We start from the raw sequence: 15844 nt of genomic DNA, 5'->3' as shown, positions 1-15844 counted from the left end.
CCTCAACAAAAAAGAAAAAAGCTTGGAAACAATATACACATAAAATGAAACTTCCATATGCGGGCTCCCTGCTTTCTACTTGTTACACTGCGGTCAAACAGCATTATTCCAAGGATCATGTTAACTTGGTTTTCTTTTTCCTAGTTGTCCCTTCCTCCATACTTTAACCGATGAATATGGACTCGATTTACAAATAAAAAGTTAAGTCCTCCGTCATTATGTTAACTTAATAAATTTTAAGTTGACACAATACAATATAAGCGATTATGCTAGAACAAATGCTTCTTATGGAGGGGAATTTTATGAAAAAGGGCTTAAAAACGATTGAATTAACACTTGCTGGGATGTTTGTCGCAATGATGTGCATAGGTGCCAATATTACCTCGATTGTTCCATTTATGGTTGTTGGCGGTGTACCGATAACATTGCAAACTTTTTTTGCGATTCTTTCAGGGGCGATTCTTGGAAGTCGGTTAGGTGCAATTACGATGGCTGTCTATGCTTTTGTCGGACTTGCGGGAGCCCCAGTTTTCGCAAAATTTGGTGGGGGATTATCTCATATCCTTAGTCCTACTTTTGGATTCATCATTTCTTATATTTTTACAGCTTACGTAACTGGAAAACTGATTGAAATGAAAAAAAGCTTACCTGTCTATATTACAGCTGCATTAATCGGAATGATCATCAACTATGGGTTTGGTACAAATTGGATGTATTTCGCCTATAAGCTATGGGCATCCGCTCCAGACGGATTTACATACAAGTTGGCATGGACTTGGATGATTGTTCCGTTGCCTAAAGATATCATTCTCGCCGTTTTCGCTGGTTTGATGGCAAACCGACTGGAACATAAAGTGTTAGCCCGCAGCCAGTTTAGGAAAATCCAGCGGACAGCATAAAATATTAATAGATTAGGAGGCCGAAGAAATGGGAATTTGGCAAAGCCTTGCACGAGATGTCTTGGAAGGGTATGAATTAACAGATAAAGAAGCATTGGGGATATTAGAATGTCCTGATGAAGATCTCCTCGAGCTTTTACATAGCTCCTATCAAATTCGCCGTCATTATTATGGCAATAAAGTAAAGTTAAATATGATTATTAACACGAAATCAGGTTTATGTCCTGAAAATTGCGGCTACTGCTCTCAATCTAGTGTTTCAACAGCCCCAATCGAAAAGTATCGGATGATGGATAAAGACGAGATAATAAAAGGTGCGAATCAGGCTTTCCAGATGAATGTCGGAACTTATTGTATTGTTGCGAGCGGTAGAGGTCCAAGCAATAAAGAAGTTGAGCAGGTTGTATCGGCTGTAAAAGAGATCAAAGATAAATACAATTTGAAAGTCTGTGCATGTCTCGGGCTCCTAAAGCCTGAACAGGCAAAGGCATTAAAAGAAGCTGGAGTCGACCGGTACAATCATAATCTAAACACTTCAGCGGACCACCATGAATCAATTACAACCTCTCATACTTATGAGGACAGAGTGAACACGGTTGAATTGATTAAGGAACATGGCATTTCCCCCTGCTCTGGCGTCATTATCGGAATGAGAGAAACAATTCAGGACGTTGTATCAATGGCGAGAAGCTTAAAAGCGCTTGATGCAGATTCCATCCCGGTCAATTTCCTACATGCGATTGACGGAACACCTTTAGAAGGGACACGTGAGCTAAACCCAAGATATTGCCTGAAAGTTCTTTGCCTTATGCGCTATATCAATCCGACGAAGGAGATCCGCATATCCGGTGGACGCGAAGTGAATTTACGCAGCTTGCAACCACTCGGCTTATATCCAGCCAATTCCATTTTCGTAGGGGATTACTTAACCACTGCTGGTCAGGAGGGAACAGCCGATCACCAAATGCTGAAGGATCTCGGCTTTGAAATTGATTTTGTTTCTCAGGAAACAGATCCAGTTTTTAATTTACAATAAGGAGTAGTCTTATTTTACTTGATTATTCGGTAATATTCGCGCTCCGCTCGTACCATATTATGTTGATTTCGTTTAGATATCTAAATATTCATTGATTATTGCTCAAAAAATCTGCTTCATTTGCAATGTTAGAAAAAAAGCCGATTTGTTTATATTTTCCCTATAGATAGACAAACATGAAAAAATATGGAGTTATTAATCTCAAGAAAAAAAAGGTGACAAGGTTATAATATTATACCGTGTCACCCTTTTCTCATTCCGCACCTAATTAGATGTGAACTTTTTTTGAATAGTTCAAGATTTATACTTTATGCATGGCTATTTAGTTAGGCACGCAAGCTTACACTAAACTCTCTAAAGCATTCCACTGCCTTAGCCGGATCGACCGAATATCCCTGCTCATTCATCGTCTCTCCAATCAATAAAATCGCTTTTTCAAGAATCTGTTCCGTCGTATTTCCCATATGACCGATCCGGAATGCCTTACCTGCCAACTGAGCAAGTGCACCTGCGACAATGAGCCCTTTTTCCGCAAGAGCAGCACGGAATGCAACATCGTCCATTCCTTCCGGATAAAGAATACAGCTAAGTGTAGGGGCAGCGACATCTTCATCAGCGATAGCCTTCATCCCATATACAGAAAGGGCAGCTCTAACCGCTTTTCCGAATGCTTCATGGCGCTTATAACGATTCTCCAATCCCTCTTCAAATACGATTCTCATTCCTTCATCGTACGCGTAGACAAGATTTACCGCCGGAGTGGCGAAGTATTTACTAGGATCATGCATTACTGGAATCCAATTATGTATATCACAATAGAAAGCAGGCACACGCCCGATTTGTTCCCGTGCTGCTAAGGCAGTTTTGTTAAATGCAACGACAGCCAAGCCTGGAGGTACGCCAATTGCTTTTTGGGACCCAGTTAAAACGACATCGATCTTAGCATCAGAATCGCCATACGTCTTACTCATATCTTCTTCGATCGCAGCAGACGCACAGACGCCGTCAACGATGACCAGTGCTCCGTGCTTTTTAATTATTGGCACAAGTGCATCTAAATTAGCCACAACTCCAGTTGACGTATCAGCATGAGTAACTGTAACCGCTTTGAACTTCCCTTTAGCAAGTTTTTCCTCTACAGCTTCAAGAGAAACTTGCTTCCCCCAAACAGCTTGGAGTACGTCCACTTCAATGCCAAAAGCTTCCGCTAATTTAATGAATCGATCACCGAAAAAGCCATGACTGATGACTAAAATCTTTTCCCCCGCAGCAACGGTATTTACAAGAGCCATTTCCATTGCCATAGTTCCAGTACCAGCAACTACAAACACTTCACCATCTGTTTTGAACATTTCCTTCGTTTTCTCAATCGCATTCTTATAAATCTTGACAAACCTCGAATCTACAAAACTCCTGGTTTCCTGAGCCATCGCATCATAAATAGAATCAATGACTGGTGTAGGTCCAGGTATAAGTAGCATCTCTTTGTTTCGCATTATCCATCCTCCTAAAAATAAATTTCATTAAAATAAATGAACAATTCTTTTCCTACACTACTATCACTTCTACATTGGATCAAAAAACCCTTTAATCTTTGCTAAATATTAATAGACTTCTCAAACAAACAAAAAAACCCCATAAACCATTTTGATTTAGGCTTATTTCTAATGGATTGTTGATACTATGGTGACCGCTTTTTCAGTTTTTGATCCCTATTTGCAATAAGCAGTGTTATCTTTCACATGCCCAACCATCTTTATCCCTGTCATGTTTTGACTCATAAGCTGGATGGTCGGAAGGAACACCATTCGGGTAGACTTTTCTAAGTTCCGTACAGTTTTTATAAGATTCCCTAGTTCCACTGACCGCGGATGTTGGGGCATCAGTCGTATTCGTTCCACTAGCCGGTGCTGCATGAGACGATGATGCTGTACTTGAAGTAGAACTGCCATTCGAGGCAGATGGCAATGTCGAAGTTTTACCCAAAGTTGAACCGCCAGCAGAGGCAGAACCTGAACTGTTAGTAGCGTCTTTCTTCGTATCAAAGTCACCTTTCGTTGTACCTTCTTCACCAAACGCCCATAGACCTGTACCCGCTTCTCTCGCTTCTCTTGCAAATTTTCTGAAATGCTCGCTATATTTCACGTCAGGTGGGTAGGTAGATGGCTCAGCATATCCATTTAAAACTAATTCAGCGTTAAACATTTTTGACCGTATTTCATTTTCGTCCATATCATTCGTCGGAATGTCTAACCAGACGATCCTTAATAAGCGCCCGTATCGATCCGTTTCGGAAACGTCTTTTTGTAACCAAACTTGTTTTCCATTTAAATTCTCAGTCGTATAAATACTTGCCTCTTTCCCATACACTTCAGTCCTAGTCGTCGACTCAGGCGTGTTAACCCCGATCAAGCGGACTTTTCTACCGTCAGAAAGCACAAATGTATCGCCATCGACCACTCGAGCAACCATATATGCCTCTAAATTAAACCTTTTAGCTAATTCTTCTTTTTCCTGTTGTGCATTTTGGGCCTCTTGTTTTTCTTTTTCTAGCCTTTCAGCTTCTTCTTTCTCTCTTTGTTCTTTTTCGGCTTCCTCACTAGCTAATCTTTCTTTTTGCTTATTAGCCTTTTCCTCGGCTAGTTTTTCTTTATGTGTACCCTCTTCAACTTGGGATTTATGGTTATTTTCAACTACATCTTTTACTTCATTATCCGTCTCGCCAAACATTCCAGCCAAAATAAATGTGAGTAATATGCCTGTAGTAAGTACCCAGCCAGCCTTCAGAGGAATCTGCTTTCCTTTCCTCTTCTGTCTCATTAAATACCATCCGAAAATCGAAATCCCTACACCAATTAATGCTACTGGAGAAATTGCAACTAAACCTAATAAAAATATGCCAATTACGATACCAAATAATCCTTTTACTAACCTCATCCTATTCCCTACTTTCATTCATTCCACTTTTATATTCTGTTTTTACAAAATTGGTATATTTGTATAATCCAATAAAATAATTTATCATAGTGGTAAAACAATGACAATATCCATAATGTATAAATTTACACACTAAACGCCTTTGTACTTAACCTAATCGTACTCCTATGAGTTCAACAAGTTACAAAAAAAAACCTTGCTTCAAAAGCAAGGTTCACACTTTAGAAATCTTATAATTCATCAAATCCATTATCAACCTGGTTTACTTTCGTATACTGCCTGGATTTTTGTTCAAAGAAGTCCGATTTCCCAAAATCCACTTCTTCATATGCAACGATCCATCTCAGTGGATTCGTCCGATATCCCTCAAAAGGTCTTTCAAAACCTAATTGATTAGCTCTTACGTTAGCGTAAAACTTAATGTATGCCTCAACATCTGAAAGTAGAATACCTTCTATTTTATTACCAATAACAAAGCGGGCCCATTCAATTTCAAGTTCTGCAGCCTTTTTAAAGGTTGCTTTTACAAATTCGCTCAATTCATTTGTGTTTAGCGCCGGATTCTCATTTAAGATCTCTTTGAATATCTTTATGAATAAATCAACGTGAATTTGTTCATCCCGATTAATATAATTGATCATCGTACTAGAAGAGACCATTTTCTGATTACGTGCCAAATGATAAAAGAAAGCAAAGCCTGAATAAAAAAACAATCCTTCAAGCACGACATCATAAACTATAGATTTTAATAAATTCCCCGGTGTGGGGTTCTCGGCAAAATCTCGGTATCCATTCGTGACGAATTCATTTCTTTTAACTAAAATAGGTTCCGTCCGCCAGAATTCAAATACCTCATCTTGTTTTTGTTTCGGCACAAGGCTCGACAAGACATAAGAATATGAATGATTATGAATGACCTCTTGCTGAGCAAGGATGATCATAAGTGCAGACAAACTCGAATCTGTCAAATAGTCTGCTACTTTTCCAGCATAATCGGTTTGAATGCTGTCGAGCAGTGCCAGAAGCCCAATAATTTTCAGAAAAGCATCCTGTTCGTCTTCTGTTAATTGGGGAAACTGCTTCATATCTTGTGACATATTGATTTCAAAGGGTGTCCAAAAGTTTGCAAGCATTTTCTTATATTTAGGATAAGCCCATGAAAATCGGACATCATCCCAATTTAATATATTCGAGCACTCTCCATTCACAATAGCGGTAGAACGGTTTGGTGCGGTATTATTCATTATCTGTCGTTTCTTTAATAGTTCCATGTTGAATCCTCCAATTCCTTTTAGCTTGAACACGATTCACAATCATCTACTTCTGAAGATGTAGAACGAACATAATAGGTTGTTTTCAATTTATGCTTCCATGCAGAGAGATGAAGATTTAACAGATCCTTGGCCTTTATATTATTTGAAATATAAAAGTTAAAAGAAATAGATTGGTCGATATGCCTTTGCCTTCCCGCATTTTGCCTAATGCTCCATTCCTGATCAATATGATAAGCAGATTTGTAAAACCATGTCGTTTCACTATTAAGGTCAGGTGCTGTGACAGGGATACGATAATCCTTCTTTTCTTCTGAATAATGTTTCTTAAATATAGGGTCAATGCTTGGCGTGCTCCCTGCAATTAGGGCAGTTGATGCATTCGGTGCCACGGCCATGAGATAACCATTTCTGATCCCGTTTTGCTTTACTTGCTCTTTCAAGAAATCCCAGTCATACTCAGAAGCTTCATTGCTATATCTTCGTTTTTCAAAAAATATACCAGTCTCCCATTCCGACCCTTTAAAAGCAGGGTACTTTCCCTTTTCAACTGCCAATTTCATTGAACTCTGGATCGTCAAGAACGCAATTTTCTCGTATAATCGATCGGCAAATTCAACTGCCTCCATGCTCTCCCACTGAATTTTTTCGACCGCTAGTAAGTGATGCCAGCCAAACGTCCCAAGCCCAATGGCTCGATATTTTTGATTCGTAATTTGCCCTTGCAATACTGGGATTGTATTAATATCGATCACATTATCGAGCATTCTCACCTGAATTGGAATTAATCTCTCTAACACCCGATCTTGATGTGCTCTTGCAAGATTAATAGATGAAAGATTACATACCACAAAGTCACCGGGTATTTTTTCGATAATGATTTTTCCGTCTTTTGTATATTCCTCCACTCTTCTTGTCACACTCTGGTTTTGAACAATTTCTGTGCATAAGTTCGTGCAGTAGATCATCCCGTTATGTAAATTGGCATTTTTCCTGTTTACTTCATCCCGGTAAAACATAAATGGAGTCCCAGTCTCCAGCTGGCTTTTCATAATTGATTTCATAATTTCGATAGCTGGTACCTTTTCTCTTGAAAGGGATTTATTATCAATACATTCCTTATACTTCTGCCTAAATGAGCCTGCTGAATCTCCTTCATCGTAATAATCCTCTAAAGAAAAGCCCATTACCTTTCTCACTTCATGGGGATCAAATAAATACCAGTCCCCCCTGCTCTCAACCTTTTCCATAAACAAATCTGGGATACAGACGCCGGTAAACAGATCATGGGTGCGATGCCTTTCATCTCCGTTGTTCAGCTTCGCATCAAGGAAGGAGAAGATATCTTTATGCCATATGTCTAAATAAACACTGATCGCCCCTTGTCTCTGACCAAGCTGATCCACACTGACTGCTGTGTTATTTAGCTGCTTCATCCATGGAATAACGCCAGAGGAGGCTCCTTTAAATCCTTTAATATCACTGCCTCTACTGCGGATTTTTCCGAGATACACACCAATTCCCCCGCCGTTTTTCGAAAGGGCAGCAATATCCGTATTACTGTCATAAATAGAATCGAGGCTATCATCAACTGTTTCCACAAAACAACTTGAAAGTTGGCCCCAATTTTTACCGGCATTTGTTAACGTAGGCGTAGCAACGGTCATATAAAGGCCACTCATTGCCCAATATGCTTCCTTAACGAGCTCTAGCCTCTTATCTTGTGCTTCATTTTTCATTAATACCATTGCAATGACCATGAATCGTTCTTGAGGCAGTTCATAAATATTTTTCAGTTTGTCTTTAGCTAAATATCGGTCTGCAAGCATTTTAAGGCCCAGGTAAGTGAATAGTTTATCTCGATCAGGAAGAATAAAATCACCTAACTCATCGACATCTGCTTTCGAATATCTATCCAAAAGATCTGTATGATAGATTTCAAGAGTTGTTAGCTTTTCTATTAATGTATAAAAACTTCCGTAGGACTTTTCAGAAGAATATCTACGATTTTTCCCCGCTTCATGATAGAGTTTCTTTAGTAAGAGATGTGATGCCACATATGTCCAATCTGGTTCATTAATGCTTAAATAGGACAAACATTCCAGTATCAGTTGATCATATAAGGCTTCGCCATCTAAATTATTCATTTGCCTAGCTCTATTTTCCAACTCTTCGATATCCAAATGCGGATAAGATTCTTTTAATAAATCGAATGCTAGTAGGTCATCTTTTATATGATTATTCATTCACCATTTCCTCCTTCTGGCAATAAAAAAACCGCCCAGAAACTGAGCGGATCAAACGACAGAATAAACTAAAGAAACAGTAAAATAAACTGTGACCATTACACTATCGTTTCATCATCTCAATCCCCGAAGAAAAGAAACTTTCGATTAAGTTGGCAGGTCTCCTGACTTGTGCTTCATCCTACTAAAAGCCCTTCCCATACAAGTACCGCTAAGTTACCCTGTACAGTGGTCTGCTCTATTCGTCTGCACTTACAGTTGCGGGGACAGTTCCGGATTTTCACCGAATTCCCTATTAAGTCCTAAGAAGGACACCAATGCTTAATCTCCATATGTAGTTATATATACGAAAGATAAATACTAGATATTGTATGCAATTCTATCATACAGAATAATAGAAGGCAATTTCTTTTTTCTATTCCAAGAACAACACCCACCTAATATTGTTCTTGGCTGTATTCATTTTTATATTTTTCGTTTGTATTTCTTCCTTTATACTTCCCTCTTTTCTCATGAAAATAAACAAAAATACTCCTCACCTTCATAAATAAAGATTAAGTCCAGTAATTTCCAAAACGCAGAAAAATCGCATGAGTGAATCACTGTTCGGATTAATACAAATATTGAAAGGAACTTCTCGGTAAGGCCTAGCTAGCCTAAAATTAATGTTAATAGCAAAATATATCATAATAACTATCTTTAAGTATTTCTTGAAGCCTGCATGTCACTACTCGATTTTCTTTTTACGCTTACGAGTCCAATAATATATTCCACCTACTGTTGGAAAACCTATTACACCAGCTGCCATTAAAGTGGCACGGGTCTTTCTATTTTCTTCTTTTTGAATTTTTTGTCCTTCTAAGAAAAGTTTATCATATAAAGCAATAGCATCAGCATTTACCTTGTACTTCTCTGGGATCGTGTATTCCTTGTTTTCCTTTCCTAATTTTATTGCCTTTATTTTAATTTCTGCAGCAACATCATTGCTTTCGTAACCTTCTTTAAACCAGTTCGAAAAATGTTTTTTTCCTTCATACAAATTGTTTTCATACTTCATTTGTTTAAAGGCAAATGTATAGCCTTCTTTCACAATTTCTTCTTTTCGTTTTTGTAAACCAGCTTCATATCCTTGTTTTAAAGCATCAATATAAATTTCTTTTTGTAAATCCGCAGGCACGGCAAACTCCTTTACATCATAACCCAAAGAATGTCCTTCTTTTTCGTATTTTATCATCTCATTTTTATCCCGTTCATTCACTCCTTCTTTGTGGCCCTTCTCATATTCAGATCTCAGTATGTCTGTTTCAAAATTAGTTGGGATAACAATTTCATCTTGCAATAATCCTTGCTCATAGCCATTCTCAAAAGCATCTTTTCTACTTTTTTCTATTTGCCATGAAGTAGTAAATGCTTCTTTATAAGCAATTATATAAAGTTCTGAGCTTCCTGAGGAGTATGAGTAATCGTTATTATTCTTCCCTGCTGAAAAGGAAGTTGCACCGTCTTTTTTCCCTTTTTCTTCTCCATCTTTTTTATCTTTCGCATCCTTTTCTTCTTTTTTTATTTTATTTAATCCATCTTCTAGACCCTTTTGATATCCGGCTGACCATCCTTCGATATAGTCACTGTTATTATCAGTAGAACTGAAGATTGAGGAATCTTTTTTGTATCCCATTTCATGTCCTTTGTCATAACCAGCTTGATAACCTTTATCGTAGTAAACTTTTGGATTGTATACGGTTTTAGCAGGTGCAGGGGCTGTATTAGTGGTTCCTCCCCCATTATGATAGTGATAACCAGAACATAAGCCTTTTGCGACTGATTTTGGACTGCAATTATGTCCTCCGCTACTATCAGTCCTACCACTATGGGCTTCAACTGAATTTATATTTAAATATGTAAATAGCAAAAATAAGACTAAAAACTTTAGTACCCCTTTCATAACATATCCCCCTTGTTAATATTATTAAAACTTAAGCAAATTGTAACAAATTCACAATATAATTAATAGTTTATACAATTTGTAGATAGAATCTGGAAATTGATTCTCATCTTTTGAATGTGCCTACTAAAAATAAAAAAAACGCACGTATAAAAAAATCACCATGCGGAGTATGAATCATACAATATCAAGTTTGGCTTGACCGACAAAGAATCGAACCAAGCTGAATCTAAAATACAGATCACACACGATTTTGAGGATTTTTTAAATGCGATCTACAACAGGATACTTGCAAGTATAATAGAGAACTGCAAAAATAGTTATCTATCTTAATCGTACAATTATCTCTATCAGACAAACATACATTTAGACAAAATAAGTCAATAATCTAGTTCCTTCTTTCTCGGGGCGAATATAAATATAAGCAAACGGACAAGTAGGGTCATGTGACTCTACCCGAAATATTGAAAGGAGTGGGAAGATGACATTTCAGTTAGGAATCACCATTTTTGTTTTCGTAATGACCATGCTCGTAATTTTTTGGAGACCAAAAGGGATAAACGAAGCGTTTCCAGCGGCTATTGGTGCAGGGATTATTTTATTAACAGGAATTGTTTCACGAACAGACATATCAGATATTATTAGTAAGATTGGTGGAGCTTCCATTACAATTATGGCGACGATTGTCATGGCAGTCATTTTAGAAAGTTTCGGTTTCTTCCACTGGGCAGCAGCCCGTCTTGCCAGTTTAGCTAAAGGATCAGGGTACAGGCTATATTGGTACGTCCAGCTGTTATGCTTTTTGATGACACTTTTATTTAATAATGATGGGAGTATATTGATTACGACACCGATTTTGATACTACTGCTACGGAACCTTCAATTAAAACCCCATCAACAAATTCCGTACCTTTTAAGTGGAGCCCTTACTGCAACCGCCTCCAGTGCCCCGATTGGCGTAAGCAATATCGTTAACCTAATCGCATTGGAAATTGTGAATATGACACTGTATATGCACACCGCGATGATGTTTGTACCCGCAACATTAGGTTTGCTGTTTATGTCCTGGTTGATGTTTCTCGTCGTGAAAAGAAAATTGCCGAAAAAATTGCCTGATTCCACTTATGAGATTGAGGAAAACTTTTTCACCAAAAATTTCCATCCATTAAAAGGATCAAAACTCTCGGTGGAAACAAAGGGAAAACGCACAAAATTTATGTTAAAGGTTTTGCTGTTCGTCTTTGTTATGCGCTGTCTATTGTTTGTTGCTTCCTTTCTCTCCATACCAATTGCGCTAGTTGCCGTACTCGGATCCGTCTGCTTACTTATGTGGCGATGGTATCATCTACGCACAAACCCCGTTGACATTTTGAAAAAGACCCCATGGCACATTCTGATTTTTGCGTTTTCCATGTACGTCATCATTTACGGGCTTCACAATGTAGGATTGACAGCGTTCCTCGTGCAATTATGTGAACCGATTGTAAACCAGGGCTTACTTTATGCGAGCTTAACGATGGGTGGATTAGTTTCCCTTCTATCTAATATCTTTAATAATCATCCAGCTTTAATGGTTGGAACGATTACTTTAACACAAATGGGACTCGATCCTGTTACATTAAAAACGATTTATCTTGCTAACATCATTGGAAGTGACATGGGTTCCTTATTGTTACCGATCGGAACGCTTGCGTCGCTTATCTGGATGTATATCCTCAAACAGCATAAGATCAAAGTGAAATGGAAGGATTATCTGAGCGTATCATTGATTGTCATTCCAATATCCACAATTTTCACCCTGTTCTTATTGTACTACTGGGTACAAATGGTATTTGCCTAAAAAACACTAAAATTTTAAAGGAGGAATTATCTTGACTGATTTAACCGCTTTGCAGAGTAAACAAATCAATGTACAAATAGGAAAAGAATCGATTAATGGGATATTAATCGACGCAGGAAAAGAAATTCTTGTATTGTTTAATGGAGAGCAATATATGTATATTCCTTTATTTCATGTACATCAAATCAAGCTTAATAGAAACAAAGATGAGCTAGTTGATCCGCCGCCCAGTAAATCAACTGTAACAGCAGAAATGGACCCCCTTTCTTATCAAGATGTATTGACAAATGCAAAAGGAAATTTTCTCGAAATTTATGTGGCAAGAAATTTATCTTTCTACGGATATATCACAAACGTCTTAAATGATTATATTGCTTTCGATTCTCCTCTTTATAAGACGATATATATTCCGATTCATCACATCAAATGGCTAATCCCATACACCCAAAACATTACGCCGTATACACTAAGTAAGGAGAGCCTCCCCTTCAGTAAAAGTCCGAATAACCTTCCATTACTCCTTTCCTTAGAAAACCAGTTAAAAAAGGTGGAAGGAAAACTGGTCATCTTTGATGGAGGAATGGACCCTAGAAAAGTAGGCTTGTTAAAAAAGGTAGAAAATAACCTCGCTGAATTTGTACTAGCTACCGGCGAAATCGTTTGTATAAACCTTTTGCATATTAAATCCGTGCACATGCTGTAGACGATGAATACAATAACTCGACCTTAGAGGAGGATTTTATATGAAAGCAACAAAAAAAGAGGCAATAAATATTGCCCCAAAGAGTCCTTGTGTATTAATTAAGCTCAGACACAAAGAATAGTGTTATCGTCCCTTTTAAGATATGCTGTGGAAACCAGAAATGAACTAGGCGATTAACCAGAAATTAATTTAATTCTCCCAATAATCAATGTAATTAAAATCCCCTGTTTTCCGCTGATAAAAAAATACAGTCAAATAAGTCCCTAAAAAAAGCTTGGGAAGAAAACGAAAAACGATTTTCTTCCCAAGCTTATTATCCAGTTATGCCTGTTATGCTAGGCGTACTGTTTTTAGTCTTAGTTATGAAGAAGTAGTATCTAGAACCGACCAATACCCAACAAAGTCCAAAAGTGAGTACAAATCCCGATAAATTAAATCAAACCTATACAATAATCAATAACCCGATCGCAGGAAGAATGAGATGTTAAATATAGTCGCCGCTTTTTTGTTTGATAAAGAAGTGGGTAACCACAGAAATATGAAGCAATTAACCAGTAACGTCAATAAGTGTTCAAATTAGATTCATCTAAATTGAAATCCCAACTTAATTGAAGTTAACTTGTTACGAAAAAACCGCACGAGTGAAAATCAACGTACGGTAATAATAATAATCTGTATTTTGGCGGGACTGCCTGGGAATCGAACCCAGCAAGCCTGGCACGCAGGCTTCATGCGGTTTTGAAGACCGTGGAGGACACCAGTACCCCATTCAGCCCTTAAGTAGCAGGGGATTCCAACGGTCTTTTCCCAATTCCACCAACGGTTTAGTCTATAGCATTCTCAACTATATTATAACATTTTTAGCCTTCATTTGTTCTATTTTTTATGTAGTTAACAATATATATTTCCTTTATATCAAACGTATTCAAGAGACAAAACACAAGTGATATTTAACAGATTGTGGGAGTGATACAGCTTTTACATTATTTAATGTATAAATCGATGTAATTGGTCAAAAGCACCACCCTATATACAAAAAGGCACTTACCTTCACTAGTGAGTGCTTAAACATTCTTTTCTTTTAGTCTATTCGTTGATTACGTTTACGTTTACGTTTCATTTAACAAATAAGCCATCCAAAATGCGTTCCGATTGTGGGGGTGAAGCTACCAATTAAATCAACATATCAATCATTAAAACTGGTCAATTGCACCCTAGTACAAAATTAAGACACTTTTGTTATATTAAAGATTATAATACTCCCAATGTGTAGTCCATAAATTCATCGTTTCTATTTTCTATATCCCTGTAATCATTATCATTTGTAATAATTTTTAAATCTACCTTCTCAGTAACTTGATATTTAATGCCTTCATCACTTTTATTTGCTTTTAACATTAACAAACTTACTAACCTGTTATCTTTATCATAAAACTTCAAGACACCATTAGAGTTTTCATTCAAGTTAATACTTGTCAAACTCAGTTGATTGGTAAAGATATGAGAAAAACTTCCCCCTATTTTATCAACGTTTTGTATTACACCAAACGTTCGAATTGATACGTCCCTATTGGTATTGTATATTTGTGCAACAAACCTCATATTAGAAAGCTTAATAGGAAAATAAATGTTCAACTCATATTCCTCAACATCCTGAGGTTTTCTCAGTAGAGTTATAGTTGGAGCAATCTTAAAGAAAAGTTCTTGCAAGTCACCATTCTTTTCGTGAAGTATTTGGACATCTGATAATTGTGTTTCATTTAGTAAAAAGCCTTTCTCTAAAGGGTCTTTATTAGAGCGGATGAGGTTTAATAATATTGAAATAGCTATTAAAACAAAAGATAATAATCCCCAAATTACTACCACAATTATATCAGTTATTTGCATATAACTAATTGGAAGGGTTATAAATTCGAAATTAGTATAAAAACTAATAATTATTCCCCAAGTAAAGATAGAAATACTTGAAACAATAATAAAAACCCAATAAATATAATTTAGTAAAAAATCTTTTGAAATATAAAGTCTATAGACGCTAAAATTCAACATTATTTCTTCAAGACTTAAGGCATATGGTCTTAATAATTGTTGTTTAATTTTTGAAGCGGTTAAAAGCTTATTTTCGTACGAAAAGGCAATAAATAATGTAATGAAACCTAATAATGACATAATTCCTCCAAACAACCAACTAACCAAAATAGAGGAAGAGGAATTGGAAATTGAATCTGGTAAATCATTCACTAGAAAAACACTCTGGAAATCTTTAAATACAAATAATAATCCCATGTTTAGAACAAATGGAATTATTACTAAAAATGTAGACCACCACTTAGACAATATCAACCACAATCCTTCTACATACTTCAAAAATAGAATTAAATTCATCGGTATCAAAAAAAGAAACAACAGAAAATACATCCAATGAAAAGTATATTTGTTTTTCTTTATAAAGAATGATTAAACTTAGAATTTCTGGTGAATTGATGTATTTCGCTAGATTATTCTTCTCAATATCATTGACCGAAATATTAATATATGTACTATTATCAAAACCAGATTGTTGCTTAGCAATATCAAGACTAGTTAAGGTTAATCCCTTAAAAAAGGTTGATTTTAAAGTTTTTTGTTTATAACTTTCAAATATATTTATTTTTTTCAACGAAATAGAAAAAAAAGTAAATAATTTCGAAATTGTATAAGCCATTTGACTTTCAGAACCGCCAAAAATGCATATAACTTTGTTTTCCTTAAAAACAAAAAACTTTATTGTTTTCCGCTCTGATGTGATAATTTTGTCTCTTACCTTTATTGGGTCTGACCAAGCAATGCTTGCTTGTAGAATTTCCCCCTCGTAAGAATCACAGCTAAACGAACAATAATTATCATTACTATTGCTCTGCATATCCCTCCAATTAGGCGTTCCACTATATTTATAAAAGATACAATCCCTGTAAAGCATTAAATATCACC

At 36.7% G+C, this 15844-nt stretch carries 11 protein-coding genes, 1 tRNA gene and 1 riboswitch; of the genes, 4 read left to right on the top strand and 8 right to left on the bottom strand.

Going from position 1 to position 15844, the window contains the following annotated elements; translation table 11 throughout:
* The first annotated feature begins 302 nt into the window (after window positions 1–302).
* Window positions 303–899 carry a biotin transporter BioY gene (locus BGM26_RS03070; protein WP_217038278.1) on the top strand — a complete coding sequence of 199 codons (597 nt, stop codon included), beginning with the start codon at window positions 303–305 and terminating at the stop codon, window positions 897–899.
* A gap of 28 nt (window positions 900–927) precedes the next feature.
* Window positions 928–1935 carry a biotin synthase BioB gene (bioB, locus tag BGM26_RS03065; protein WP_217038277.1) on the top strand — a complete coding sequence of 336 codons (1008 nt, stop codon included), beginning with the start codon at window positions 928–930 and terminating at the stop codon, window positions 1933–1935.
* Window positions 1936–2261: 326 nt separating this feature from the next.
* On the opposite strand, the gene BGM26_RS03060 is transcribed toward bioB, so the two are convergent.
* The 5 genes from BGM26_RS03060 to BGM26_RS03040 all read right to left on the bottom strand — a co-directional run bounded on the left by BGM26_RS03060 (window position 2262) and on the right by BGM26_RS03040 (window position 10331).
* On the bottom strand, window positions 2262–3431 hold the full coding sequence (locus tag BGM26_RS03060) for a pyridoxal-phosphate-dependent aminotransferase family protein (RefSeq protein WP_217038276.1): 1170 nt from the start codon (window positions 3429–3431) through the stop codon (window positions 2262–2264).
* Window positions 3432–3666: 235 nt separating this feature from the next.
* Window positions 3667–4872: a thermonuclease family protein gene (locus BGM26_RS03055; protein ID WP_217038275.1), complete on the bottom strand. Its 1206-nt coding sequence runs from the start codon at window positions 4870–4872 to the stop codon at window positions 3667–3669.
* Window positions 4873–5102: 230 nt separating this feature from the next.
* Window positions 5103–6143: a ribonucleotide-diphosphate reductase subunit beta gene (locus BGM26_RS03050; RefSeq protein ID WP_217038274.1), complete on the bottom strand. Its 1041-nt coding sequence runs from the start codon at window positions 6141–6143 to the stop codon at window positions 5103–5105.
* Window positions 6144–6163: 20 nt separating this feature from the next.
* Entirely contained in the window at window positions 6164–8389 is a 2226-nt protein-coding gene (locus tag BGM26_RS03045) for a ribonucleoside-diphosphate reductase subunit alpha (protein ID WP_217038273.1), read from the bottom strand.
* Between the two features lie 137 nt (window positions 8390–8526).
* A riboswitch (cobalamin riboswitch) is annotated at window positions 8527–8725 on the bottom strand.
* A gap of 391 nt (window positions 8726–9116) precedes the next feature.
* A complete protein-coding gene (locus BGM26_RS03040) occupies window positions 9117–10331 on the bottom strand; it encodes a YHYH domain-containing protein (RefSeq protein ID WP_217038272.1) in 1215 nt (404 codons plus the stop codon).
* A 481-nt stretch (window positions 10332–10812) separates the two neighbouring features.
* On the opposite strand from BGM26_RS03040, the gene BGM26_RS03035 reads away from it, so the two are divergent.
* Together BGM26_RS03035 and BGM26_RS03030 are read left to right on the top strand one after the other, a co-directional pair.
* Window positions 10813–12171 carry an arsenic transporter gene (locus BGM26_RS03035; protein WP_217038271.1) on the top strand — a complete coding sequence of 453 codons (1359 nt, stop codon included), beginning with the start codon at window positions 10813–10815 and terminating at the stop codon, window positions 12169–12171.
* Between the two features lie 31 nt (window positions 12172–12202).
* Window positions 12203–12874 (top strand): DUF2642 domain-containing protein, encoded by a 672-nt coding sequence (locus tag BGM26_RS03030; protein WP_217038270.1) that lies wholly within the window; start codon window positions 12203–12205, stop codon window positions 12872–12874.
* Window positions 12875–13554: 680 nt separating this feature from the next.
* Here the strand turns inward: BGM26_RS03030 and BGM26_RS03025 are convergent.
* From BGM26_RS03025 to BGM26_RS03015, 3 genes are all read right to left on the bottom strand, one after another.
* Window positions 13555–13651: transfer RNA gene (locus tag BGM26_RS03025), tRNA-Sec, on the bottom strand.
* Between the two features lie 474 nt (window positions 13652–14125).
* Window positions 14126–15211, bottom strand: a complete 1086-nt coding sequence (locus tag BGM26_RS03020) for a hypothetical protein (RefSeq protein WP_254118951.1) — start codon at window positions 15209–15211, stop codon at window positions 14126–14128.
* On the bottom strand, window positions 15204–15833 hold the full coding sequence (locus BGM26_RS03015; protein ID WP_217038269.1) for a hypothetical protein: 630 nt from the start codon (window positions 15831–15833) through the stop codon (window positions 15204–15206). Before BGM26_RS03015 ends, BGM26_RS03020 begins: the two co-directional genes overlap by 8 nt.
* Window positions 15834–15844: the final 11 nt, after the last annotated feature.

The organism is Bacillus sp. FJAT-29790, assembly GCF_019039215.1.
In the GTDB taxonomy this organism is placed as follows: Bacteria; Bacillota; Bacilli; order Bacillales; family Cytobacillaceae; genus Cytobacillus.
This window is presented reverse-complemented; position numbering and strand designations above follow the sequence as displayed.

Excerpts from the sequence above, each read along its gene's own strand:
- BGM26_RS03070 (WP_217038278.1), top strand. The coding sequence starts at position 303 with ATGAAAAAGGGCTTAAAAACGATTGAATTAACACTTGCTGGGATGTTT.
- bioB (WP_217038277.1), top strand. The coding sequence starts at position 928 with ATGGGAATTTGGCAAAGCCTTGCACGAGATGTCTTGGAAGGGTATGAA.
- BGM26_RS03060 (WP_217038276.1), bottom strand. The coding sequence starts at position 3,431 with ATGCGAAACAAAGAGATGCTACTTATACCTGGACCTACACCAGTCATT.
- BGM26_RS03055 (WP_217038275.1), bottom strand. The coding sequence starts at position 4,872 with ATGAGGTTAGTAAAAGGATTATTTGGTATCGTAATTGGCATATTTTTA.
- BGM26_RS03050 (WP_217038274.1), bottom strand. The coding sequence starts at position 6,143 with ATGGAACTATTAAAGAAACGACAGATAATGAATAATACCGCACCAAAC.
- BGM26_RS03045 (WP_217038273.1), bottom strand. The coding sequence starts at position 8,389 with ATGAATAATCATATAAAAGATGACCTACTAGCATTCGATTTATTAAAA.
- BGM26_RS03040 (WP_217038272.1), bottom strand. The coding sequence starts at position 10,331 with ATGAAAGGGGTACTAAAGTTTTTAGTCTTATTTTTGCTATTTACATAT.
- BGM26_RS03035 (WP_217038271.1), top strand. The coding sequence starts at position 10,813 with ATGACATTTCAGTTAGGAATCACCATTTTTGTTTTCGTAATGACCATG.
- BGM26_RS03015 (WP_217038269.1), bottom strand. The coding sequence starts at position 15,833 with ATGCTTTACAGGGATTGTATCTTTTATAAATATAGTGGAACGCCTAAT.